The organism is Mycobacterium paraffinicum (assembly GCF_025822865.1).
In the GTDB taxonomy this organism is placed as follows: domain Bacteria; phylum Actinomycetota; class Actinomycetes; order Mycobacteriales; family Mycobacteriaceae; genus Mycobacterium; species Mycobacterium paraffinicum.
In genome coordinates this window covers 406,307-428,447 of sequence record NZ_JACKUR010000010.1, presented here as the reverse complement: position 1 = coordinate 428,447, position 22,141 = coordinate 406,307, and the positions used below count along the sequence as shown (strand labels likewise).

The 22,141-nt window shown below is 61.5% G+C and carries 15 protein-coding genes; 4 read left to right on the top strand and 11 right to left on the bottom strand.

All coding sequences use genetic code 11. The features are described from left to right. Positions 1–234 precede the first annotated feature (234 nt). A complete protein-coding gene (locus tag H7J89_RS01940) occupies positions 235–1,518 on the bottom strand; it encodes a glycosyltransferase (protein WP_264035921.1) in 1,284 nt (427 codons plus the stop codon). Positions 1,519–1,909: 391 nt separating this feature from the next. Between H7J89_RS01940 and H7J89_RS01935 the strand changes: the two genes are divergently transcribed. Next, positions 1,910–2,617, top strand: a complete 708-nt coding sequence (locus H7J89_RS01935; RefSeq protein ID WP_264035919.1) for a class I SAM-dependent methyltransferase — start codon at positions 1,910–1,912, stop codon at positions 2,615–2,617. Positions 2,618–2,707: 90 nt separating this feature from the next. Continuing rightward, complete coding sequence (locus H7J89_RS01930; RefSeq protein WP_372513688.1) at positions 2,708–3,688, top strand: Gfo/Idh/MocA family protein; 981 nt, start codon at positions 2,708–2,710, stop codon at positions 3,686–3,688. Between the two features lie 46 nt (positions 3,689–3,734). Here H7J89_RS01930 and H7J89_RS01925 read toward each other — a convergent pair whose 3' ends face one another. Further along, on the bottom strand, positions 3,735–5,375 hold the full coding sequence (locus tag H7J89_RS01925; RefSeq protein WP_264035915.1) for a GMC oxidoreductase: 1,641 nt from the start codon (positions 5,373–5,375) through the stop codon (positions 3,735–3,737). Between the two features lie 236 nt (positions 5,376–5,611). Here H7J89_RS01925 and H7J89_RS01920 point away from each other — a divergent pair, with 236 nt between their 5' ends. Continuing rightward, positions 5,612–6,688: an acyltransferase family protein gene (locus H7J89_RS01920; protein ID WP_264035913.1), complete on the top strand. Its 1,077-nt coding sequence runs from the start codon at positions 5,612–5,614 to the stop codon at positions 6,686–6,688. A 209-nt stretch (positions 6,689–6,897) separates the two neighbouring features. Here the strand turns inward: H7J89_RS01920 and H7J89_RS01915 are convergent, their stop codons facing one another. From H7J89_RS01915 to H7J89_RS01875, 9 genes are all read right to left on the bottom strand, one after another. After that, on the bottom strand, positions 6,898–7,800 hold the full coding sequence (locus H7J89_RS01915) for a class I SAM-dependent methyltransferase (RefSeq protein ID WP_264035911.1): 903 nt from the start codon (positions 7,798–7,800) through the stop codon (positions 6,898–6,900). Between the two features lie 159 nt (positions 7,801–7,959). Next, the gene (locus H7J89_RS01910; RefSeq protein ID WP_264035909.1) at positions 7,960–9,228 is read right to left on the bottom strand and encodes a glycosyltransferase; all 1,269 of its coding nucleotides are present in this window, start codon (positions 9,226–9,228) and stop codon (positions 7,960–7,962) included. 142 nt (positions 9,229–9,370) lie between these two features. Further along, positions 9,371–10,204 carry a TylF/MycF/NovP-related O-methyltransferase gene (locus tag H7J89_RS01905; protein WP_264035907.1) on the bottom strand — a complete coding sequence of 278 codons (834 nt, stop codon included), beginning with the start codon at positions 10,202–10,204 and terminating at the stop codon, positions 9,371–9,373. 308 nt (positions 10,205–10,512) lie between these two features. After that, a complete protein-coding gene (locus H7J89_RS01900) occupies positions 10,513–11,616 on the bottom strand; it encodes an NAD-dependent epimerase/dehydratase family protein (protein WP_264035974.1) in 1,104 nt (367 codons plus the stop codon). A 161-nt stretch (positions 11,617–11,777) separates the two neighbouring features. Then, entirely contained in the window at positions 11,778–13,001 is a 1,224-nt protein-coding gene (locus tag H7J89_RS01895; RefSeq protein WP_264035905.1) for a class I SAM-dependent methyltransferase, read from the bottom strand. Positions 13,002–13,217: 216 nt separating this feature from the next. Then, positions 13,218–14,492: a glycosyltransferase gene (locus H7J89_RS01890; protein WP_264035903.1), complete on the bottom strand. Its 1,275-nt coding sequence runs from the start codon at positions 14,490–14,492 to the stop codon at positions 13,218–13,220. A gap of 58 nt (positions 14,493–14,550) precedes the next feature. After that, entirely contained in the window at positions 14,551–17,466 is a 2,916-nt protein-coding gene (locus tag H7J89_RS01885) for an MMPL/RND family transporter (RefSeq protein ID WP_264035901.1), read from the bottom strand. 68 nt (positions 17,467–17,534) lie between these two features. Next, positions 17,535–20,426 (bottom strand): MMPL/RND family transporter, encoded by a 2,892-nt coding sequence (locus H7J89_RS01880; protein WP_264035898.1) that lies wholly within the window; start codon positions 20,424–20,426, stop codon positions 17,535–17,537. After that, the gene (locus H7J89_RS01875) at positions 20,423–20,842 is read right to left on the bottom strand and encodes an MmpS family transport accessory protein (RefSeq protein WP_264035972.1); all 420 of its coding nucleotides are present in this window, start codon (positions 20,840–20,842) and stop codon (positions 20,423–20,425) included. The genes H7J89_RS01880 and H7J89_RS01875 overlap by 4 nt, the downstream gene beginning before the upstream one ends. Before the next feature lie 1,054 nt (positions 20,843–21,896). Between H7J89_RS01875 and H7J89_RS01870 the strand changes: the two genes are divergently transcribed. Further along, complete coding sequence (locus tag H7J89_RS01870) at positions 21,897–22,127, top strand: MbtH family protein (RefSeq protein WP_066950804.1); 231 nt, start codon at positions 21,897–21,899, stop codon at positions 22,125–22,127. Positions 22,128–22,141: the final 14 nt, after the last annotated feature.

Sequence of the window (22,141 nt, the reverse complement as noted above, 5' to 3'; positions counted from 1 at the left end):
CAGATCATCGAAACCGGCAGCCACTCATACCGACTCACCCACGCCCGCAACAACCAGACCGCGAAGATGACCGGGGCCAAATCAAGCCGTCACAGTGGGGCCAAATCAAGTTGACATTGCCACTCTGATCTTGCCCCGCCACGTTTGTGGGTCCATTCAGACCTCGGTCTCACGCGGATAGAACTCAGAACGTACTCAAGTCCTATCGCTCCTGAGGTACCCGCAATCGGCTAATCAGTCGACACGTTTTGAACGGGCGAATTTCTCGACGAGATCGGCAGTGATAGAAACGGATTCGGCGGGTTTGGTCACCCGGGCGGCGAGCTCGCGTGCGCGAACGGCATAATCGGGCGCGAGGATTTCGCGCAGGTCCGTGATCAGGGTTTCGCGGGTAGTAGTCGAAAACCGCCGAGACGCCCCGATCTTCAATCGTTTGAACTGAGCACCCCAAATCGGCTGGTCGGGCATCGTCCAGAGAATTAGCGTGGGCACTCCGGCGCGCAGGCTTGCGGCTGTAGTGCCAGCGCCACCATGATGAACCACCGCGCGGCAAGCTGGAAAGGTCGCCGCGTAGTTAACTGCGCCGACCACCTTGACGTGTTCGTAATGGGGGACACCGCTGAAATCGGTCCAGCCCGAACAAATCAACGCCCGTTCCCCCAACTCGGCGCATGCGGCGGCGATCATCTCGACGGTGGTAGCGGGAGATTCGACTGCGAAACTGCCAAAGCCGAAGCAAACGGGCGGCGTTCCCGCGGCGATCCAAGACGTGACCTCGTCATCGGCGTCGGTGGTCAGCTCCATCGTCAGGGGGCCGACGAACGGCCGACGGCCATTCCATTTCGCCCACTCGGCTGCCAACCCTGGGAAACAGACCTCGTCGTAAGCCTGGATTTCCAGCGAACCGCGATCGGCGATCTGTCGCCACGAGGTGCCTCTTGCCTTCGGCAGGCCCAATTCGCGACGCTGCAGATCGTCGAGCTTCTTCGTCAGGACATGCCACGACACCAAGCCCATCGCCGTCATCCCAAACTTGACCAACGGCGCTGGCAGGGTTCCGATAAGTTGCCCATTCGGCCGAATCGGGAAGAAGTGCAGCGTCGCGAACGGAATGTCGTAGTACTCCGCCACGTTAAAAGCCGCCTGCTCGAAATTGAGGCCGGTCAGTAGCAGGTCAGCTCCGTCTGCCAGCGACACCAGCGTCGTGTTCATATGCGCCCACATGTCGGCGACCGGATCCCACAGTCCGTGCCATGCATTGCGCAGGTCGTTGACCTTCCAAAAATTATGGAATAGCAACGTCCAAAATTCGCGGTTGGCGTCGAGCCCCTCCTGGAGCCCGTCCACCGTGTCGATCCCGTACGCGACGGTCGCAAGACCAGTCGTCTCGACGAATTCGACTAGGTTGGCCGGGACGGCAATGCGTACATCGTGCCCCCTACGCAGCAGTTCGCGACCGACAGCGACCGAGGGCTCGATGTCGCCGCGAGTTCCAAAGCTCGCCAAGGCAAACTTCATTGGATCCCCGCCTCTTCACTTCCGTGTGCTCGAAGTTTGCGCCATCATGACATCCAGGGCGTCTTGGGCGCAGCTTATTGACCAGTGTGGGTGGCTCTTTTCGGCGGCGGGTCCTCGGAAGCGGCGCGGTCAAGCTATCGCCGATCGCGAGACGATCTTCAGAACCCTCGAGCCGTTTGGTTCTTGTAGCTGTGCTGATTGAGATACGTTACTGATATGAATTCGCCCGATGGGGAGAAGGTTACGCGCGATGGCACGCCCGGGGTCAAGGTTTGGCCTCTCAGATGTCGGCACGCCACGCGCACACTCTCGACGGGACGCAGATGACACGGTGTTTCTGCGCGCAGGCGTGTTCTATGTTGGGTGCACTCGGTCAGGGGAGGGGTGCCGTATGAACCGGATCAAGGCCGTGAAGCGGGCACTCGATGGACGGTCGGCCCCCGTCTACCTCGAGATTGGCGTCTCGCGTGGGTCGGCGTTTCGTCGCATCACCGCTCAGGAGAAGATTGCCGTCGACCCTGCGTTCAAACTTTCGGCACGTACTCGGCGGCGCGCCGACGCCAAGGCGACCGCTACCCACTACTTCGAGACAACCAGCGACAGCTTCTTCGCGAACGAGGCGACATTTCTCAAGCAACGGCGCATCGACGTCGCCCTAATCGACGGCCTACATACCTATGGGCAGGTGGTACAGGACGTCGAGAACACCCTGCGCTATCTGCACGACGACGGCGTCATCTTCCTACATGACTGCAACCCGACGCGAGCATCCGTCGCTTGCCCTGCGGACTCGTACGCCGATTTTCGCCGGCAGAACCGCTGGTGGGAGATCGACTGGAGTGGCGACGTCTGGAAGGCGATCGTCTACCTGCGAAGCACCCGACAGGATCTGCGCATCGCCGTGTTGAACTGTGACTGGGGTGTGGGGATCGTGCGGAAGGGAGTTCCCGAGTCACGGTTGTCGTACTCGCCGGCGCAGATTGAAGCACTGGGATACGCGGATCTCGTCGCTGACCGCGAAGGATTGCTCAATCTGAAGCCACCGGCGTATCTCGATGAGTTTCTCTTCTCCGAGCGCCGGATCTCGTCCAATCCCTGAAATAGATCGCGCGACCCTCGAAGCGGTTCGTCGCCCCGGCTGGCCTGAGCCAGTGCTAGCATCCGGTCCGTGTCTGAACGTGGGGCCACCGTGCGGATCGGCATCCTGGGAGCAGCCCGCATCGCGCCGTTGGCGCTCATCAACCCGGCCCGGGAGAATGCCGAAGTCGAAGTTGCCGCGATCGCTGCCCGGGACGCATCGCGCGCCCAGGCGTTCGCGAACCAACACGGCATCGGCCGGGTGCACACCGGCTACGAGGCGCTCATCGACGATCCAGAACTGGACGCCATCTACAACCCGCTGCCAAACGGGTTGCACGGCAAGTGGACCCGAGCTGCGCTTGCCGCAGGAAAGCACGTGTTGTGCGAAAAGCCTTTTACGGCCAATGCCGCCGAGGCCCGCGAAATCGCCGGGCGAGCCGCGAAGTCCGATCGGGTTGTGATGGAGGCATTCCATTACCGCTACCACCCGTTGTGCCTGCGCGTCGAGGAGATCATTGCCTCGGGGGAGTTGGGCAAGCTGCAGCAGGTGGAAGCGGCCCTCTGCTTTCCCCTCGCGAAGTTCTCCGACATCCGCTACAACTACGCCCTTGCCGGTGGCGCGACGATGGATGCCGGATGCTACGCCGTGGACATGGTTCGAACCTTTGGCGGGTCCACGCCGGAAGTCGTTTCGGCACGAGCCAAACTGCGTGACCCCCAAGTGGACAGGGCCATGACAGCCGAATTGCGGTTCGAAGGCGGCCACAGCGGGCGGGTGCGCTGCTCGATGTGGTCGGCCAATCTACTGCAGTTGAGCGCCAAGGTGATTGGCGATCGCGGAGAGCTGCGGGTGCTCAACCCGGTGATGCCCCAGTCTTTCCATCGGCTGGCGGTCCGATCAGCCGACGGCAAACGAGCCGAGCGCTTCGCGCGCCGCCCGTCGTACGCCTTTCAACTCGATGCCTTCGCCGCGGCGGTGCTGCGGGGCGAGCCCGTGAAGACGACGCCGGAATCCGCTGTGGAGAACATGAAGGTCATCGACGCGATCTATCGCGCCGCGGGCCTTCCGCTTCGGCAGCCGGCCAAGTAGTCCAAGGGAAGCAACCGAATCGGAGCCCATGGTGGGTCCGCGGTTTTCAGGTGGCGAAGTCCGCCTGGTTGACGTGAGCTGCCACCCTTAAGGCGTTGGCCGCGATCGTCAGACTCGGATTCAACCCGGCGCTGGAGGGAAAGAACGAGCTGTCTACCACGTACAGGTTCTCCACCTCATGCGCCCTGTTGTGCGGGTCCAGCACGCTGGACGCGGGATCGGTACCAAAGCGGCATGTGCCGCAGACGTGGGCCACGGCTTTGTTGTCCTCGGCACCACGCAGGGTGATTTTGCGGAATGGCTTAAGCACTTCCTCCAACTGCCTCAAAAACACTCCGCGGCGCTCGCTCTCGTTGGGGTGAAGATGATACTGAAGTCGCAGGCGCTGGCGATTATCCGCATTCGGCTGATCGGATGGCAAGACCCGGTTGTCCAGATATGGCAGGTCTTCCATGATCGCCGCAAGCACCAGTCCACCGTTGAAGAACCGCTCATAACCCCGACGTACAGCCGGGTTCATCAGGCGCAATGCCCGCGCCCGCCACCCGGGAGCGCTGGTCATGATTTGAAGAGGGGGCATCGAGCCGAATGACTGTACGGTGCCGTACTTTTGGCCCTCCCAAAAATAGAAATCGTTCAGCCCGATTTCTTTGTTCGCGCCCGTCATCCTGACGCCGGGCTGCGGCCAGATTTCGACCATGTCGACAAGATGACGCATCAAGTTACGGCCCACCCAATCTGAGCCGTTGGCTAAGCCGCGCGGCCAATCGGCCGAACGGGAATTGAGCAACAGCACAGGCGTCACCAGTGCACCGGCAGCCAGCACGACCACCTTGGCCTTCAACGCCACTGTCCCGGAAGGGCTCTCGCAAATCACTTGACTGACCTTGGTGCGATCCGCTTCGAGGCGCACGACCCGACATTCCGGTAGCAGGCAGGCGCCGTGGTCGGTGACGGCCGGCAGCACGCAATTGCGTGCAGCGTCGTTTTTGCACGACTTGCTGCAGAGGTAGCTTTGGCAGGTGGAGCATTCGTCGGTGTAATCACAGGCCATCGGCAGGTGGTACGGATGCAGACCGCGACCTGCCAGGTAATCAACCAACGGCTGGTTCTCTGCCGAAAATGGCGGTGCGGCTGGCAGACCCACCTCCGCGGCCTCCGGACGCAGTGGGTCGGGCTGGCCCCGAACTCCCAGCAGCTTCTCAGCCGCGGCGTACCAGGGCCGCATCTCGTCGTAGGTGACCGGCCAGGACTCCGGCACGGTGGAATCGCCTGGATTGCGGAAGTGCTGACGGGGAGTGAAATCCTGAGCGAAGAACCGCTCGCAGACCATGCCGTAGAGGGATGACGACCCGCCCGTCCCGCTGCCTAAGAACGGCACGAATCGCCGCGGTGAGCGGCCGCTGACGTCTTCAACCTCGTCGGTCGAGCGGCCGGACCGGGCCAAGGTGTCGTAGAAGGTCTCGGCAGAACGGCAGGCTAGCGGCTCAGCCACTTCGGGCATCGAAGCGCGAATCGTCCCTGGCGCACCCGGAAGAGTCGAACGCCCCTTCTCGACGAACAACACCCTTCGCCCCGAACGAGCCAGCGAATAACCCAGCGTCCCGCCGCCCATGCCGGTGCCGATGACGATGACGTCCCAGACGCGGCCTTCCGCCTCGCGCGCGGTCAGCTCCCCGTCAACCAAATCGAGTTCCTCAGCGGATGATTGCTTGATCTTTGCCCCGTCTGGGCGACAGTATCATCTGCCGGGACGGGCAGGCCGAGGTTTCCCGCCCCGCAGTTTCGTGACCGCCGGGGCGGGGCCGACGCAGTGTTACCGTGATGGCCGCACCGCCACTCGCGGATCTTTTGCAAACCTCCATGCGACGTCCACGTAACTGCGCAACACTGGACGGGCAATCGGGGATGAGGTGGAGACGCATGAAACTGAGCCAGGTGTTCGATCCGCGCATGAATGCCCTCAATGTGTGGCGGCTGGTGATGGCCAGTGCCGTCGTCCTGCAACACTCCTGGCCGCTGACCGGCCATAAGGCTCCTGGATTACACGGCCTCTACGAAGTAGCGGTCGACGGCTTCTTCGTCCTCTCAGGGTTCCTCATCACCGCGAGTTGGCACCGCAACCCACGCCCTCGCGAGTACTTCGTTGCGCGTGGTCTCCGCATCTTTCCGGGATTGTGGGTCTGCCTGATCGCGGTCGCGTTCGTCATCGCTCCGATCGGAGTAGCCATTCAGGGTGGGTCGCCGAAGAAACTGCTGATGTCCACTGCGCCAATCGAATACGTTCTGAACAATGCCGTACTGAACGTGTACCACGGGAGTATCGCCGGGACGCCGAACGGAGTTCCATGGCCACATGTGTGGGACGGCACCCTCTGGACTCTCATATTCGAGCTGTTCTGCTACATCGGAGTCGCGACCGCCGGCGTCATCGGGTTGCTGGACCGCCGTTGGGCCGTTCCTCTGGCGTTCGTACTGGCGGTGTCGTTATCCGCGGTGGTGTCCTACCCGAGCTTTGCAGTGCAAACCATCCCGCAGATGGTCGGACGCTTCGCTGTTGTGTTCCTGGCCGGAATGCTCATCCACCAGTTCCGCGAGGTATTGCCGGCTCGGTGGTCGCTGGTAATAGTCTGCATGGTTATCGCCATTGGTTCCGCTTTGCTCATGACCAACTACCGGGTAGTCGGCGCCATTCCGCTGGCGTACGCGGTCATCGTTTCGGGCGCCCTGATCCATAACCCGCGACTCAGGTTGCGGACGGATCTTTCGTATGGCATTTACATTTATGGATGGCCGGTGCAGCAGTTTCTGGTCATGTGTGGGCTTAGCTTTTTGAATCCGTTCGCGTTCGCGGCGGTTGCCGGCGCCGCGACCCTGCCCCTTGCCGCTTTGAGCTGGTTTGGGGTCGAGAAGCGCGCGATGGCATTGAAGTCTCGTTTTGCCCAGAAGAAGCGAGGTTTGCCTGCGGCCACCGTCCAGCAGGAGGCGACCTCCGGGTGACTAATGTGCGATGTTCCCGCCGGCCCGTCTTCAGCCGGGCGATTGAGTCGCTTTTGATCCGTGCCGTCGCTGACGTCGACGACCCGCGCCCCAATGATCCAGCGGGTCATCGACGACGGCCTCCGGTACCGACGCCGGCAACCGGGGAATCGAACCGGATCGGCTACCGCGGTCCGTGTGAGCTTGACAGGGTATAAATCACCCTGCGCCTAACCCAGCATCTGCTGATGGGCTTGTTCCGGCTGGCGACCGTTATTCGACGGACCTGAAACTGCAGCAGGGCTGGGTGGCTTGCTGACCCAATCTGCGGTCTCATCAACAAATGCGCTCTTCTTCTGCAAGATAATTTGGTACTGGGCGTGCAGTACTCGGTATTCGCCCGCATGGTATTTGAGGAATTGGTGAATCGCCCATGCGGTGTTGGCCCGCGCTCGCGGGTAAGCCGGCCACATAACGTCGTCGAAAATTATTACACCGTCCTGCTTGAGCAAACGCCATGCATTGAGCCCATCGACGATTGCGTCATCGGAGAAGTGGGATCCATCGACGTAGATCAAGTCAAACTCTTGCCGTTCGGCGATCAATTGTGGCAAAACAGTCAGCGACGATCCTTTACGCTTCGTTACCCGCCCCGCACCAGAGGAAACGTTGCTGTCAAACCTAGCTTCCAGGTCCCGCAAGTCTGCGGTCGCGTTGTAGTGCCATTCGTCACTACCCGCCCAGGTATCAACCGCGGTCAGCTTGCCTTGCGCAAAGTAGGTCAGGAAGAACAGGCTCGAGCGCCCTTCCCACGAGCCGATTTCGAGAATGCCCACTGCGTCGGTGCGATCGAAGACTTTCGGGAAGGTGACACACCAGGGCACGATGTTCATATCGAACCAACGCTCTTGAAATTGTCCCTGGGCTGCTTTTGCCTCAAACTCCGCGCTAACCTCAGCGACGTATTTTGCCGTGCGCGATGGCACCCCCGACTTCACCAGCCGACAGTGCAAAGCGTCGGTAAGGTAATGCCGCACCATAGCAGGGCGCATACCCCCGAGCCACCAAAAAAATAGGATGGTAAGGGTTCGGGGCGTCCACCGAACTTTCGGTTTGGTCGTCAGGCTGGTCATGTTTTCCTTGGTCGTGGATCAATTGGTCGGTGCGGGTTGTCTCGCAGCTCGAATTATCGATTCAATCGTACCGATTCGGCGAGATCGTTGATCGGCGTCGATGGATCCTAACAGGCAACTACCCGGCAGCGCGGCGGTTTGGGGCCGCACCGCACCAGTTCAGGCAAGATGCCTCGAACGGGCATATGCCTCGACGACGTCTGCGGCGTTTGCGACGCTGTCGGAGGGTGCGGTCATCCGGGTGGCGAGCTCGCGGGCCCGGGTCGCGTATTCCGGGGCGAGGATTTGGCGCAGGTCGGCAACCAATGTGTTGCGCGTAGTACTCGAGAAACGCCGGGAGCTGCCCACTCTCAATCGTTTGACGCACGCGCCCCACAACATCTGATTGACGTCCATCGACAGGATCAGGGTGGGGACTCCCGCGCGCAGGCTGGCGGCCGTGGTGCCCGAACCGCCGTGGTGGACGACCGCCCGACAGGCAGGAAAGACCGCGGCGTAGTTCACGCCGCCGACCACCTTCACGTGGTCGGCATGTGCGACGTCGCTGAAGTCGCTCCAACCCGCGCAGATCAACGCACGCTCGCCCAACTCCGCACAGGCGGAGCTGATCATGTCAATCGCGTCGGCCGGCGATTCCACTGGCATGCTGCCGAATCCAAAGCAGATGGGGGGAGTGCCCGCGGCAATCCAGGACACGACTTCGTCGTCGGCGCCGGTGGCCAACTCCATTGTCAGCGAACCGACGAACGGACGTTGGCCGTCCCATTTGGCCCATTCCGCGGCCAGCCCGGGGAAGCACGCCTCGTCGTAGGCCTGAATTTCCAGCGCGCCGCTCTCGGCGATCCGTCGTGCCGCGGGGCCTTTCGCCTTTGGTAATCCCAGGCCGCGGCGCTGCGCTTGCTCGACTTTCCTATTCAGAAGCCAGCCCAGCCAGTCGAACGCCGTCATTGCCAAACGGGCGAGCGGCGACGGCAGAACCGGTAACAGCTCGCCGTTGGCCCGGACCGGAACGTGATGCAGTGTGGCCAACGGAATGTTCAGGTATTCCGCGACATTGACTGCGGCCTCCTGATAGCTAAGACCGACGAAAAGCAGGTCAGCTCCGCCTGCAACCGATGCCAGCGTCTTGCTCATCTGGGTCCAGGACTCGTCGCTGAGCTTCCACATCTCGTGCCAGAGCTTTCGAAGGTTTCCGATTCTCCAGAACGCTCCGAAGAAAGACGTCCAGAAGTTGCGGTACACGTCCAACCAGGTTCGCGTGTCCAGCCCGTAGGCGACCGCCGAAACGCCGGCCGCCTCAACGAAACCGACCGAGTCGGGCGGCACGGCCATGCGCACATCGTGCCCTCGGCGTGCCAATTCACGACCGACAACGAGGGAAGGCTCGATATCGCCCCGAGTTCCGTAACTCGCCAGCACAAATTTCATCGCTTAGTCCCCAAGTCTTGAAGTTCTGCCCGTGTTGGCGTTGCGCGCGCGTCCACGAGGAACCTGTATCCCGACAGGACTTTGAGCATGGGCATTCTTCGGCCCCGAAAAGGTGAGCGCGGCGACTGCGCCTGGCCCTCCATTACTTACGCCAGAAGACACCACATTGGTCGATCGTGACGATCTCCGAGGAGATTCCGTGCTTAGTGCGGTAGTCCGCGACGGCTTGGCGACATCCGGCAAGGTTATAGTCGTCAATGATGCAGAAACCGCCCGGCGACAATCGCGGGTACAGCGCGTCAAGCCCTTGGATCGTAGATTCGTAGAGATCACCGTCGAGCCTCAATACGGCAATCTGGTCGATCGGGGCGTCTTGCAGCGTGTCCTTGAACCAGCCCGGAAGAAAGCGGACCTGGTCATCTAGCAGGTTGTAGCGCTCGAAATTCGCTTGGACCTCCTCCTGTGACACCGCCAGGACCGGCGCAGCGTGATGGAGCCCGAGGGCAAAGCGCGGCAGCTTATCCTGTTCGTAGTTTGCGGTATCTGGCGGCGGCACACCCTCGAATGAATCGGCTAGCCAGACGCGCCGCGTCTTGTCCCCGTAGGCCGCCAGAACGGCGCGCATGAGAATCGATGCTCCGCCACGCCATACGCCGCATTCGACGAGATCACCGGGAATGTCCTCGTTTAGGACCGTCTCGACGCAATGCTGCAGACTGGTCAGTCGGCGCATTCCGATCATGGTCTCGGCATCGGCCGGCCAATCCATGCCCAAGTCGCGTGCGTTCTGGTCGAATGGGCGCTTACGCACCAGCATCAGGTTGCGCTTCTTGAGGAAGGGAAGCCACGTCAACCACCCCACGCTGGCGCGCATCCGCAGGGGCCACCCCACGGGCACGAGTTGGTCCATGCCATACCTCGTGAGGTCGCGCCGGATCTGATCGAGGTAGAGAGATCGGACGTCGCTATCGGTCACGGTCAAAACCGCCCCCTGTCTCGCATGCCAGTGAGTGCCGCTGGTGAGCCTAGACGCCCATCGACGCGGTCAATGCGCGTTTTAAGATTTCTGACCCGGGTGGCCAGGGTTCGCTTGGTCACACCGGCGGGTTCGCGCCATTGGCAGGCATTCCCATCCGTAGCCGTGTTCCGTCTGCGATAGCTCCACCGTGAGCCAGGCGCGTGCATAGATTAGCCCACGCCTCACGCCGGCCTGGTCGCCGGTGCTGTGGCGTGCACTAGTTGGGGGTTGAGCGCGGCCTCGAATAGCGGCTTTGTGCGCCCCGCTTAACGGCGCGACGAGCCGCTCGATGGGGCCCGATCGCCCGCCGCCGAAGGCACGTCGGACTGTTCGTCGATCCAGTCGAGCAGGGAGCGGAGCCCGTCGTCGAGAGACCACTTCGGGCGCCATTGGAGCTCGCCACTTGCCGGTCCGACGTCGCAGCTGGCGGCGCGAATATCGCCGTCGCGGAATTTGGGCACGACGACGGGTTCGGGCGCATCGAAGATGGCGGCAATCTTGCGGGCCAACTGATGGATGGTGATGCCGTTGCCCGAACCGATGTCGAGGCAGCGTGATTCAGCCGCCGGTTGTTGCACGGCCGCGAACAGCGCATCGACGACATCGTCGATATAGACGAGATCGCGCACGATCCGGCCGTCTTCGTACACCTCCGACGGGAGTTTCTCCCGCGACAACCGCGCGAAGAACGGAACTACCCCGGTGTACGGATTCGTCAACGATTGGCCTGGTCCATAGGCGTTCTGCAGCCGGAGCACGCTGAGCTTCGTGTCATGCGCGGCCGCCCAAGCGGCCAACAGATGCTCTTGAGCCAGCTTGGTGGCGCCGTAAATGTTGGTTGGCCGGGGCTCCGTTTCGCCTGCGCGGTGGGGAATCGGCACCGCGGGCTCGCCCGTAGGCCCAACAGGATCCCAAACACCGGCCAGCAGCTGCGCGTGGCTCCGGGGCCGCGGGTAGAAGACGTGACTGCCGGATCGCCAAGCGCCCTCGCCGTAGACGGCTCTGGACGACGCCAGCACGAGTTGGTCGGGCACCAGGTCCACGCGGCTCAGGGCGTCGAGAAGCTGGGTGGTGCCCACGACGTTGACCGAGCCATGGCGGGTCGCCTGAGACAGCGACTGTGCCGTGCCCGTCTCAGCCGCCAAATGGACGATCTGTGAGGGGCGGAACAATCGCAGCACCGCATCCCAATCGGGCGCATGGGTGACGTCGCCGGTGAAGAGTCGCACGGAACGTGCCAGCTTCAGGGTTGGACGCTCGCCGTGCACCTGTGGGAGCAGAACATCCATCAGAGCGACGTCGTAACCGGCCTCGACGAGACGGCGTGAAAGCAGGGTGCCGATAAATCCTGCCCCACCGGTGATGAGCACAGACGCTGACAAGGGCCGACGCCTCCTGTTCGAGGACAGAGGAAATTGGGTTAGCGGACTTGCTTGCCGAGGATGAGAACAACGGGGTCGATCTTATCGGTGAGTTCTGCAACACCAGCCGGGTTAGCCATACGGCCCGTGTGCAGGCCCAGCCATCGCCATCACACCAGATGGACCTTCGGTGCGTAGAGGATCCACCGTCCACCGTTCTCCTGGAACTGGCGTTCCTTGGCCATGATTTCCTCGGCATGGTTCCATGCGAACAGCAACGCGTAGTCAGGGTAGGGGTCTGAAAAGCATTCGGGCGGACACACCGGAATGTTAGTGCCCGGTGTGAGACGGCCCTGCTTCTCAGGGGTCGAGTCACACACCATAGGGAGCAAGTCGGGTCCGATGCCGCAATAGTTCATCACGGTCGCGCTCCTTGATGTGGCGCCGTAGCCGACGACGCGTCGGCCGTCGGAACGCAAGTCCCGGAGCAGGGTGACGAGATCCGTCCGGATGCGCTCGACAGCGGCGGAGAACTCGCCGAAAGTTGCTTCCTCGGCAAGTCCCTCGGCTTCCTCACGAGCCAAGAATTCGGCGACGGAAGCGGACGGCTTCGAGGTGCCCGGGCGGGCCACCGTGTAGCGAATGGAACCACCATGTAGCGGGAGGTGTTTGACATGGATCAGCTCGAAGCCGAAATGAGCCGCCACCGCCTGCACCGAACGAACAGAGAACAGATAAATGTGCTCGTCGTAGATTTGGTCGAAGTAGACGCACCTCAGGATGTCGCCGAGGTAGCGATCCTCGAACACGAACAACCCGTCCGGTGCGAGCAATGTATCGACGCCGAGGAATATGGAGTCGAGGTACGAGATGTGACTGATTGCGTTCGCCGAATAAATCAGTTGTGCCGGCCCATGCTCTTCGCGGATTTTGGTCGCCGTCGACGCGTTGAAGAAGTCCTTCCAGACATTGACGCCGTTGGTCTGCGCCACTTCGGCCGCCACCGCAGCCGGATCCACTCCCAGATGCCGGATCCCAGCCTCGCTGAGCGTCTTCAGCATCACGCCGTCGTTGCTGCCAATCTCGACGACGAACCCGTCCTGACCGCCCGGGCAGGTCTCAATAATCTGCCGTGCCACGTCCTCGCCATGTCTGCGGATCAGCGAGGAACCGGATGCGCGGTATGGATATTCCGCGTGAAACATTTGATGTGGGGGAACCTCGTCGTGCTGCTGCACCATGGTGCACGACGAGCAGAGTCCTATAGCCAGCCGGAAGAACGGCACTTCTGACGCATCCTCTGGTCGCAAGAAAGCGTTCGAGACGGGTTGCGGACCGAGATCAAGCACTTCACGAACGATGCCTTTGCACAAACGGCAAATTTGCTCGGTCAACCCCGGCCCCTATCGCGCATGTCAGTACCAGCAGTGACGACCGCAGCCCCGAATCGACGTCGTCAGTATCTTCCGAGTTTGCCCAACATTAAATCGCCACTGTACCGATCATGACATCCCATCTGCGATCTGAGCCACGCGGACCCGGACAGCTTGCGTGACGAGGGTTGCCGCATTCGGCGACCATAGCGAGGGAAGCCTAGCGGCGCAGCCGGATCAATGAATACGTTTCCGCCGCGCCGCGTCCACCAACAACTCGGCGGCATTGGCGGCGCTTTCGGCGGGTTTGGTCATCCCCCTGGCGAGTTCGCGGGCTCGGATGGCGCATTCGGGGGAGAGGGTCCGACGCAGGTCGGCGACCAGCGAGTCTTGCGTGGTGGTCGAAAACCGCCGGGCGGTACCGACGTTCAGTCGTTTGACCTGATTTCCCCAATATGGCTGGTCGGCCGAACTCCAGAGGATCAACGTAGGTACTCCGGCGCGTAGGCTCGCTGCGGTCGTGCCCGAGCCGCCGTGGTGGACCACCGCACGGCAGGCGGGAAAGACCGTGGCGTAATTCACGACCCCCACGACTTTCACGTGGTCGGAACGCGGCACGTTGCTGAAGTCGTTTCCGCCGAAGCAAATCAACGCTCGCTCACCCACCTCGGTGCACGCCGCGCTGATCATTGCGACTGTGTCGGCCGGTGACTCCACCGGTATGCTGCCGAATCCGAAGCACACCGGCGGTGTCCCTTCTGCAATCCACGATGCGATTTCCTCGTCCGCATCGGTCGTCAACTCCATCGCCAACGCGCCAACGAATGGGCGCCTGCTGCCCCATCTCGCCCATTCTGCTGCCAATCCGGGGAAGCACACCTGGTCGTAGGCCTGAATCTCGAGCGATCCACGCTCGGCGACCCGTCGCGACGAGCGATGTTTTGCCTCCGCCAGGCCGAGCTTGCGGCGCTGCGCATTCTCGACATTTTTTGTAGAGCGCCAAAACAGCCACTCGGTAGCCGTCATCGTGGACCGAACCACCGTCGGCGGCGCGCTCGGAACCAACTGACCGTTGGCCCGCATTGGAAAGTGATGCAAGGTGGCGAACGGGATGTCGTAATACTCGGCGACGTTAGCTGCGGGCTGCTCGAAATTGATGCCGGTGGACAGTAGGTCGGCCCCCTCGGCCAGCGACATCAGAGTCGTACTGACGTCTCCCCAGTACTGGATGATCGGCTCCCAGACCCTACGCACCACACGCAGCGGTCCGCGGATCGTCCAGACGCTTCGGAAGAAGTCCCTCCACATGTTTCGCAAGAACTCTTCGTCGAGAAAGTCTTCAAGTTTTGGCCCGTAGGAGACGGCCGCCAGCCCGGCCGACTCGACGAAGCCGACAAGGTCGGGCGGCACGGCCATGCGAACGTCGTGTCCCCTGCGCAGCAGTGCGCGGCCGACGGCAGCCGACGGCTCGACGTCACCGCGAGTTCCGTAGCATGCCAGGGCGAATTTCATGATGAATCCTCAGCGTATCGGCCGCGAGCCCTACGACGCGCCCCGCAAAGGGAATGCCCTATCGAGCCGGCCTCGGGATCTCGGCCGTTGGGGCGTCGTCTTCGTGCATGTTGTGTGACAGCAACGCCCGCACTACGGGACGGGGCCCTTCGGATCGCAGCATCTGGCTGGCCGGACGGGGACGAACCACCTGCGGCCACCAGAACCAACGCCCGAGTAGCGCCGCGATCGACGGTGTCATGAATGACCGCACGATCAAAGTGTCGAACATCAGGCCCAGGCCGATGGTGGTACCAACCTGCCCGATGATGCGCAAGTCGCTGGCCACCATCGCGGCCATGGTGAAAGCGAACACTAGGCCCGCGTTGGTCACGACTTTGCCGGTACCACCCATCGCCCGAATGATGCCGGTTTTGATGCCCGCCGCAATTTCCTCTTTCATTCGGGAAACCAGCAGCAGGTTGTAGTCGGACCCGACGGCGAGAAGGATGATCACGGACATCGGGAGCACCATCCAGTGCAGTTTGAAGCCCAAAAGGTACTGCCAGATGAGCACCGCCAACCCGAACGAGGCGCCCAGCGACAGCGCAACAGTCCCCACAATGACGAGTGCCGCCACGAAACTGCGCGTGATGACGAGCATGATGATGAAAATGAGGCAGAGCGCACCGACTCCCGCGATGAAGAGGTCGTATTCCGAACCTATCTTGAAGTCCCTGAAGGTCGATGCCGTACCGGCGATGTAGATTTTGGAGTTTTCCAGCGGTGTGGACTTGAGCGACTCTTCTGCCGCCGTCCTTATCTGGTCAATCCGCGAGACCCCCTCGGGCGTTGCAGGGTCGCCCCGATGCGAAATGATGAACCGAGCCGCTTTCCCGTCCGGAGACAGGAAGTTATTCATGGCACGTTTGAAGTCGGCGTTTTCGAAGATATCCGGAGGCAGATAGAAGGAATCATCGTTCTTGGAGGCATCGAACGCCTCTCCCATAGCGACGGCGTCCTTATCGTTGCTGGTCATCTGCCCGAGGGTCCCGGCCATGGTGCTGTGCATGGTCAGGATCATCGACCGCATGTCCTCGGCTATCGCGATCATCGTAGGGTATTGCTCGAGCAGCTGCGGCATGAGCACGTCCATTTTGTCGAGATCTGGAATGAGGTCTTGCTGCATCTTATCGGCCAGAATATCGACGCCATCGAATGTCTCGAATATGTTCCTCAAGGACCAGCATATCGGGATGTCGTAGCAGTGTCGCTCCCAGTAGAAATAGCTTCGAAGCGGCCTGAAAAAATCTTCGAAGTCCGACAAATGTTGCCGGACTTCATCGATCACTACGGTCATTTCCTTTGTTTTTGTGATCGTGTCATGGGTGATCTCAGTCATCCGCTTCTGCAACTCGTATAGGCGCTTCATTGTTGCGATTTGCGTAGAGATCAAGTCGGCCTGCTTGAGCATGTCGTCTGTTCGCGCCTGCATATATTTCATGTCTTGGGACATAGTCGCCTGTTGCATGCTGAGCAAGAACGGTATCGACGTGTGCTGAATTGGTGTTCCCTCCGGCCGGGTTATGCCCTGCACCCGGGAGATGCCTTTAACCTGAAAGATCCCCTTGGCCAGTCTGTGCAGCACGAGAAAGTCAGCTGGATTCCGCATATCGTGATCCGATTCGATCATCAGGATCTCGGGCATCATTCGGGATTGGGTGAAATGGCGATCGGCGGCCGCATATCCCACGTTGGCCGGAACGTCTTTCGGAATGTAGGCGCGGTCGTTGTAACTCGTCTGATAGCCAGGCAAGGTCACCAGACCAACCAACGCGACTGCGATCGTCGCCGCGAGGATGGGCGCGGGCCAACGGACGATCGCCGTGCCGACCCGGCGCCATCGCTGAAACCCGATCGTGCGCCTGGGGTCTAACAATCCGAAGCCACTCCCGACAGCGATGATCGCCGGAACCAGCGTCAGCGCGATCGCGACCGAAGCGAGCAGGCCGACGGCGCACGGCACGCCGATGGTCTGGAAAATGGGCATCCGGGTGAAACTCAGGCACAGCATCGCTCCGGCGATCGTCAAGCCGGAGCCCAGGACGACGGGAGCGACCCCGCGGTAGGTGGTGTAGTAGGCGGTTTCGCGGTCCTCACCGGCCTGACGGGCCTCTTGGTATCGGCCGAAGAAGAAGATCCCGTAGTCGGTTCCGGCGGCCATTGCGAGCGCCACCAGCAGGTTGATGGCGAACGTGGAGAGTTGTACCAGACTGTGATCGCCGAGGAACGCGATGATCCCGCGTGCCGCAAACACTTCGATGCCGACCGTGAGCAACAGCAAAATCACGGTGATGATGGACCGATAGACGAATAGCAGGACCGTGAAGATGATCACGGCGCCTATCAGCGTCATTTTAAGAATGGATGAATCGCCGGCGTGCTGCATATCGGCGATAAGCGCTGCCGGACCGGTGACATAGGCGGTGAGGCCGGGGGGCGGCGGCGTCTGGGCGATGATGTGCCGGACCGCGGCAATGGAGTCCCCGCCCAGCGTGGTGCCCTGATTGCCGGCCAGGTTCAATTGGACGTAGACGGCTTTGCTGTCCGGGCTTTGCGCGCCGGCCGCCGTTAGCCGATCCGACCATAGGTCCTGCACGTGCTCGATGTGCTTCGTGTCGTCCTTCAACTTGCGAACGAGTTGGTCGTAGTAGTTGTGAGCGTCGTCGCCGAGCGGCTGCTGGCTCTCCAGCACGAGCATCGCGAAGCTGTCCGAGTCGGATTCCTTGAAATCCCTTCCCATGCGCTGCATGGCCTGCACGGCCGGCGCGTCCTGGGGAGCCATTGGTACGGAATGTTCTCGGCCGACCGTCTCCAGCCACGGAACGCCGAAACTCACTAGGAGCGTCAACGCCACCCACGCCAGGATGACGAGCATCGCGAGCTTGCGGACGGACCGCGCGAAGAAAGGAGGCCGCCGTTGTCCGACGCTCATGCGGCCTGCCCCTGTGCCACGATGCTCCCCACGCTTGTCGTCCCCATGCCGAGGTGGATTCCCGCCACTTATCGCGGCTGCTTCAACAACAAGGAACGAACGAGCGGCCGTGGCCCTGTCGGCCGCAGCATCGTGCTGGCGGGGCGGGGGCGCACCGCTTGCGGCCACCAGAACCAGCGTCCCAGCAGGGCGGCGACCGACGGCGTCATGAACGCCCGCACGATCAACGTGTCGAACAGCAAGCCGATGCCGATCGTGGTGCCCACCTGCCCGATGCTGCGCAGGTCGCTGACGACCATGGATGCCATGGTGAACGCGAACACCAGGCCGGCGTTCGTCACCACCTTGCCGGTGCCCGCCATTGCGCGGATGATGCCGGTGTTGATACCCGCGGCAAGCTCCTCCTTCATCCGGGAGACCAGCAGCAGGTTGTAGTCAGAACCAACCGCCAGCAGGACGATTACCGAGGTCGAAAGCACGGTCCAGTGCAGCTGAATGCCGAGCATGTATTGCCAGATGAGCACCGATAGTCCGAAGGACGCGCCCAACGAAAGCAATACCGTACCGACGATCACCATTGCGGCGATGAAACTCCGCGTCATGATCAGCATGATGATGAAAATGAGGCAGAGGGCGGAAACTCCGGCGATCAATAGGTCGAATTTCGACCCGTCTACCAAATCCTTGGTAATCGCCGCGGTACCGGTCAGGTAGATCTTCGAGTTTTCCAGCGGAGTGCCTTTGAGCGACTCCTCAGCCGCCGTCTTGATCGCTTCGACCCGGGAAAGGCCTTCGGGCGTAGCGGGATCGCCCCGTTGCGAAATGAGCAGGCGCACGTCCTTGCCGTCCGGTGACATGAACACCTTTTCGACCCGCTTGAAGGACTCCGACCCGTTGATGATCCCCGGCGGTAGGTAGAAGGAGTCGTCGTTCTTGGACGCGTCGAAAGCCTGTCCCATCGCGGCGGGATCCTTAGAGTTGGAATCCATTTGGCCCATTACGCCGGACATGGTGCTGTGCATGGTTAGCATCATGCTGCGCATGCTCTTCATGGTTTCGATCATTGGCGGGATCTGCATAACCAGCTGAGGCAGAATCATGTCCAGCTCATCGAGGTTTTGTACGAGCTCTTTCAGCTTGTCGTTGATCTCGTCCACACCGTCGATGCCATCGAAGATCGATCTCAGCGAGAAGCAGACGGGGATGTCGTAGCAATGCCTTTCCCAATAGAAGTAGCTTCGGAGTGGCCTGAAGAAGTCTTCGAAATCCGCAAGGCGGTCACGCAATTCTGAGGTAATGTCCTGCATCTGATGCGTCGTCCCGACCATGTGATGAGTCGTGGCGACGAGCTGTTGCATCAGGTCCACCATGTGCTCCATGATGGCGATCATTTTGCCCATCTCTTCGGCCTGGACGAGCATGTCATCCATGCGGTCTTTTTGGAACGCCATGTTTTGGAGCTGGCTCGCCTGCCCCATGCTCACGATCCACGGGATCGTGGTGTGCTGAAGTGGGACGCCTTCGGGTCTGGTCACGGTCTGCACCGTCGAGATCCCCGGAACCGCGAGCACGCCCTTGGCGAGTTTATTGATCACCAGCATGTCCGTGGGATTACGCAAGTCGTGGTCGGTCTCGACCAACAGGATCTCGGGCATCATCATTCGCGACCCGGGGAAATGCCGCTCCGCAGCCGCATATCCGACGTTGGCGGGAATGCTCGCCGGAATGAATTTCTGGTCGTCGTAGCTCGGCCGGTAATTCGGCAACGTCAATAGCCCGATCAGCGCCACCGCCAGCGTCGCGATGAGAATGGGCGCGGGCCACCGAACGATGGCCGTGCCTATCCGACGCCAGCGATGAACCGTGATCGCCCGCTTCGGGTCGAAGAGGCTGAAACGGGCGCCGGCCGCGAGAAGTGCGGGGCCCAGCGTAAGCGCCACCAGGACCGCGATGGCAATGCCGACTGCGCAGGGAATGCCAAGTGGCTGGAAATAAGGCAGCCGGGTAAAGCTGAGGCAGAGCACCGCACCGGCGATCGTCAAACCGGAAGCCAACACGACTTTGGCGACGCTGTTGAAAGTGGTGTAGAACGCCGCTTCTTTACTCTCGCCGGCGTAACGCGCCTCCTGATATCGACCGACGAAGAATATTCCGTAGTCGGTTCCCGTCGCGATCACCGCGGCTACCAAGAGGTTGACGGCAAACGTGGTAAGACCGACGACCCCGAGATGGCCGAGCAGCGCGACCATGCCCCGCGCCACCTGCAATTCCAGCCCGACGATCAGCAGCAAAAGGATCACCGTGACGATGGAACGGTAGACGAGGAGCAGCGTGACGAAGATGACGGCAAGGGCCAGCGCCGTCACCAAAAGGACGGTCTTTTGGCCGGCGACGTTCATATCCGCGACGATTGGCGCAGGGCCGGTGACGTAGACCTTGAGCCCGGCGGGTGGGTTCGCGGCCTGCACGATTTTCCGAACCGCGGCCACCGATTCGTCGCCCGAGCTACTGCCCGCGGTCCCGTTCAGGTTGATCTGCACGTACGCGGCCTTGCCGTCCTGGCTCTGCGCGGCCCCCCGGGTGAGTGGATCGCCCCAGAAATTCTGGACGTGCTGCACATGTTTGTGATCGTTCTGCAGGTCACGAACCAAACGGTCGTAATAAGCGTGCGTATCGTCGTTCAGGGGCTGCTGGCTCTCCAGCAAAATCATTGCCAAAGCGCCTGTGTTGGTTTCCTTGAAGTCCGTACCGAGGCGCTCCATCGCCTTGAACGACGGCGCACCTATCGGACTCAGCGAAACGGCATGCTCTGCCTCGACCTGCTCCAGCGACGGGACGCCGATGGTGATCAGGACCGCAATGCCCAGCCATCCCAAAATAATGGGCACGGAGAACCGATGGATCGTCCGCGCAAAGAATGGCTGCCTGGCGCGCTCTTCAACCACTGGTTGGGTGCTCATGTGGCTGTCAGGACGCAGTAGGTGAACGCGTTCAACTCGTGTGAGATCCTCTCAGCTTTGACCGCACCGTCGACCACTATACGGCAGCCGAGCGTATCGCTATTCCCTTGTGCCACAACGTTTGCCACGATCGACGGCAGGGTGGTCGCGATGTCGTATGTCCACGGCAGTGGAATGCCGTTGATGTGCTGCGGCTCGCCGTTGACGTCGAAATAGCTGATGTCGGCGGTGGTCCCCGGCGGTCCGAAGATCTGGTACTGCACACGCTTAGGGTTGAAGGGTTTGGTGTCCTGTTGTCTGGTGTCGGCGTACGACGGCCGCTTTTCGGACCCGAATATCCCGTGCAAACGCGTAACGGTCACCCCGCCGGCGATAACGACCGCCAATATGACCAGCGGGATCCAAACGTGCTTCAGCGCTCTGAGAATCCCGACTCCCTGACTTCGGCGATTTTCCCGCGGTACGCCCTGCCCTTGCTTGTCGACTGAAGATCGGCGACCAAAGGGCATAAACCTGCTTCGGCGATCAGGCGGCTGGCTAATGTTGCGGCCTTCCGTAGCGATTCCGGGCCGGGCCCGCAGGTCGGGTTCGGTCACCGCACCCCCTTCTACCCGTTTCCACGTCTCTTGTTATTCCGCCGGCCCGATCAAGCTGTTACATCTCGGGCCGCGCCACCAGGTGAGGGCACTCCAATGCGGTGTACGTCGCAGACTAGTCGTGCTTCGGCACCCCATACGAGCCCCGCCCCCCGGGAGCGCGACCAGGTCTTCATGAGTAAACCACGCCAATGGTCTCCGTATCAGCCGCTTCGGCATTGAGATACGGGATCGTAATGCATACCGCGAGCGTAACGGCACTTTGTAGGTCGCCCGCCCGGATGGTTCACCCGCCGGCGCCGGGTGTCCCACTCGGTCCGGGAACGGCGCCCGCCCACCCCGCAGTCCGCCCTGCGGCCGAGGCCGCAGTCCGCCCTGCGGCCGTAGTCAGCTAACGACGATCACTGCCCCGAGTCAATGGGTTTGGGGGCGGCATTTCCGTGACCGCCTGTTGCCGTTGTGGCGGCACTGCGATGGCGGACCGATTGACGCCGTACCACGCGGGGCGGGTGTCCCAGAGCGGCCGCTCGTCGCGCCGTTTGCTGCGCTGGGGTCGCCGCCGCCGCGCGTTCGCCTTTCGGTGATTTTCGCGCCGGCTCCAGGGCCGGTACTGTGGCCGGTGACAACCACCCAAAATTCCATTGTCCTAGCAGGCCGACCACGCCCGATCGCGAACCGCCCCGGTGAGCCATTGTTGCAGGTCGCAGCAGCCAACGGCGGCAGCTGCGCAGCCCCGCACCAGCCCAATTCTTAGGCTGCATTAAGAGCCTGACGGGTAACACCGGGAACTTTGTCCAAACCTCGGACGCACGATGGTGCCTCCAGTAGGGTTTGGAACCGTTCCACTCGTGTCAACTAGACATCCTGGAGAACCGTGAGCATCAACCCATTCGACGACGACAACGGCAGTTTTTTCGTCTTGGTCAACGACGAAGAGCAGCACAGCCTGTGGCCGGCCTTCGCCGATGTTCCAGCTGGCTGGCGAGTGGTGTACGGCGAGGCGGACCGCGCTGCGTGCTTGGAGTACATCGAACAGAATTGGCCCGATATTCGGCCAAAGAGTCTGCGCGACAAGCTCGCAACGGGTCGGGGTTTTGACCAGTAACGAGTCGGGGTATG

Bases quoted from the DNA above. Each gene is read 5' to 3' on its own strand.
- H7J89_RS01940 (WP_264035921.1), bottom strand. From the start codon at position 1,518: ATGAAGTTTGCCTTGGCGAGCTTTGGAACTCGCGGCGACATCGAGCCC.
- H7J89_RS01935 (WP_264035919.1), top strand. From the start codon at position 1,910: ATGAACCGGATCAAGGCCGTGAAGCGGGCACTCGATGGACGGTCGGCC.
- H7J89_RS01920 (WP_264035913.1), top strand. From the start codon at position 5,612: ATGAAACTGAGCCAGGTGTTCGATCCGCGCATGAATGCCCTCAATGTG.
- H7J89_RS01915 (WP_264035911.1), bottom strand. From the start codon at position 7,800: ATGACCAGCCTGACGACCAAACCGAAAGTTCGGTGGACGCCCCGAACC.
- H7J89_RS01910 (WP_264035909.1), bottom strand. From the start codon at position 9,228: ATGAAATTTGTGCTGGCGAGTTACGGAACTCGGGGCGATATCGAGCCT.
- H7J89_RS01890 (WP_264035903.1), bottom strand. From the start codon at position 14,492: ATGAAATTCGCCCTGGCATGCTACGGAACTCGCGGTGACGTCGAGCCG.
- H7J89_RS01885 (WP_264035901.1), bottom strand. From the start codon at position 17,466: ATGAGCGTCGGACAACGGCGGCCTCCTTTCTTCGCGCGGTCCGTCCGC.
- H7J89_RS01880 (WP_264035898.1), bottom strand. From the start codon at position 20,426: ATGAGCACCCAACCAGTGGTTGAAGAGCGCGCCAGGCAGCCATTCTTT.